Genomic DNA, 2099 nt, shown 5'->3' on the forward strand with positions numbered 1-2099 from the left:
GTTTCATGTGGGCGTTCATGAACATCCAGCAACATGTGTTGCATGAGCCAATTGGGTTTACTGGAACGATGTGCGTTGTGTTGAGTTCGTTCGTTGGTTTTTACTTGGGTCGCTATACGCGGATCGGGCGGTTTTCGCTGACACCTCCGGCCGCTGAATAACGCGAACGCTATTCAGGAATTGAAACCGCCTTCGAATGGGCGGTTTTTTATTTTGGGAACCGTGAACTGGAAAAGAACTTGTTGTTATCCAGTGAGGGGTTGGCCGAGAGAATCGCTGGCAAGTTCAACCGATCCCTCTTTGTCGGGGAAATGCTGGTGGTAGGATTGTCCACAGGTTGAAATTCAACATTGGAGAAGCGAATGGAATTAGTAGGTAAAGTCAAAACGGCGAGTGGTTATGCGAGTGCATCGGTAGAGGCGGCTTTCAATCGTGTGGTTCACGGTGAGCTGGTTGAGTTTTTGGTAACCCGGTCAATGGAAGACCAGCACCTGGTTGTAACTCATAAGGCTTCGGGGCGGATGGTTTGCCCGATTGACTTCCTGGCAACGGCATTGGAGGGGGCCGAGTCAGCAGGACGTAAAGCGCTGGACGCGTTCCTGTTCAACGTGGGTGAGCGGCGATTTATTGATGCGGTAGGCCGTTCGGTAGCATAGGGATTGATATTGTTAACAGGATCGGAAAAGGATCCGGATCCCCTCTCATTATCTCTCTGAGCCTCTCAGGGCGATTTTTACGTTCAAATCGGAGTGGAATTACATGGGAATCAATAAAACGTCTCTGAGGCCTTCTGAGGCGTTTTTAGCGATTCGAAGTATCGGTTGGATCTGAGGGTGGTGAAATGCCTGGTTGTATTCATGCAGTACAGAGCGGGAAGAAGATAGAGTCCACCAGCGCTAAGGGCACAATGCTGGAGCGATTGGAGTCGGTGGGTATCGCAGTTGAGTATCAGTGCCGGGAAGGTTACTGCGGATCGTGTCGGATTAGGCTACTGGGTGGTGAAGTTGAGTATCTGGCTAAGCCTTTGGCGTTCGTTAATCCAGGCGAAGTGTTGCCTTGCTGTTGTCGCCCGATGGGTGATGTGACGCTGGATATCTGATCAGCTTCGTTTTATGCTCGACGGATCGATTCGACACTCTGCATTATCAGCTATTCATACTGGGTATGATTAGGTTATTAGTTCTGGCAATTCAGTCTATTCATATCCGGTATGATTAAGCGCCACCAGCAACGGTGGCGTTTTTATTTCTGACATTTTGCATGCGAAATTTGCCGCTATCCCTTCGCCCAAAAAGACCTTTTTTGTGTCCATTTGCTATTCGTCAGCCAAATACCCCGTGATAGTTTGGGTTCATGTTAATCAATCACGGAGTTACCGGTATGGCACTTTATCAACCTCATCAGGTCTTGCTGGCATTTAGCGATGACTGTTTCAGTACCGTTCGGGGCGCATTGCGTCCATACATCATGATGGCAGTTGTGTTGATTGAACTGGCGCTGGTGGTTTGGATCCATGATGGCAGCGATCACCTTTCGGTAACGTCCTTCCCGGCATTGGCCTTCTCTCTCATCAGTAGTGGAGTTCTGGTTTATGCCCTTCACGTACTACGGGTGAAACGGCGGGCCAATTACCGGGACTATCTCTCATCCGTACCGGCGGACCTAATCACGTTGAACGCACAAAAGATGGATGCCGTTACCCGCAAAGAGATTGCCGATTGGCAGGATAGCCAAAAGGTGACCCTATGACTTTCCTGGAAAGATTGGAAAACCATAAGGCATTCCTCGCCAGCGTCTCCCTCATCATCGCTACCCTGATCGGCGCAACAACTTTTGAGGTGGTGAACCGTCCAGCTGTTTTCATGTTGACTGCCATGCCAGCGGTGATCGCCTCAGTATTGGTTCCGTCACGGATGGGGCCAGGGCTCTTTTTGCTTATGCCGTGTGTGGTGCAAGTTTCTACCGCAGGTATTGTGTGGTGTTTTACCTCGCAGGGCTGGACGGACTCGCTGGGGATTGGAGCTTTACTCATCGTGGCCTACGTCGTGATGACACCCCAAAACCAGGACGATAAGTTTGCTGGGAAATCCTGTGGAGGC

General features: G+C 50.3%; 4 protein-coding genes. All 4 read left to right on the forward strand.

The window, feature by feature from the left end:
* The first annotated feature begins 362 nt into the window (after positions 1–362).
* Positions 363–656 carry a hypothetical protein gene (locus tag ACVRRC_RS21620; RefSeq protein ID WP_094962587.1) on the forward strand — a complete coding sequence of 98 codons (294 nt, stop codon included), beginning with the start codon at positions 363–365 and terminating at the stop codon, positions 654–656.
* A 185-nt stretch (positions 657–841) separates the two neighbouring features.
* Positions 842–1099 carry a class I ribonucleotide reductase maintenance protein YfaE gene (gene yfaE / locus ACVRRC_RS21625; protein WP_094962588.1) on the forward strand — a complete coding sequence of 86 codons (258 nt, stop codon included), beginning with the start codon at positions 842–844 and terminating at the stop codon, positions 1097–1099.
* A gap of 281 nt (positions 1100–1380) precedes the next feature.
* Entirely contained in the window at positions 1381–1749 is a 369-nt protein-coding gene (locus ACVRRC_RS21630; protein ID WP_472533506.1) for a hypothetical protein, read from the forward strand.
* Positions 1746–2099, forward strand: a 354-nt coding sequence (locus ACVRRC_RS21635; RefSeq protein WP_472997528.1) for a hypothetical protein, incomplete at its 3' end; no start/stop codon positions are given. The genes ACVRRC_RS21630 and ACVRRC_RS21635, both read left to right, overlap by 4 nt.

The sequence above is a fragment of the Stutzerimonas sp. LR2 genome, from assembly GCF_055755175.1.

What these genes read in the sequence shown, in the direction of transcription:
- ACVRRC_RS21620 (WP_094962587.1), top strand. Translation starts at nt 363, where the DNA reads ATGGAATTAGTAGGTAAAGTCAAAACGGCGAGTGGTTATGCGAGTGCA.
- yfaE (WP_094962588.1), top strand. Translation starts at nt 842, where the DNA reads ATGCCTGGTTGTATTCATGCAGTACAGAGCGGGAAGAAGATAGAGTCC.
- ACVRRC_RS21630 (WP_472533506.1), top strand. Translation starts at nt 1,381, where the DNA reads ATGGCACTTTATCAACCTCATCAGGTCTTGCTGGCATTTAGCGATGAC.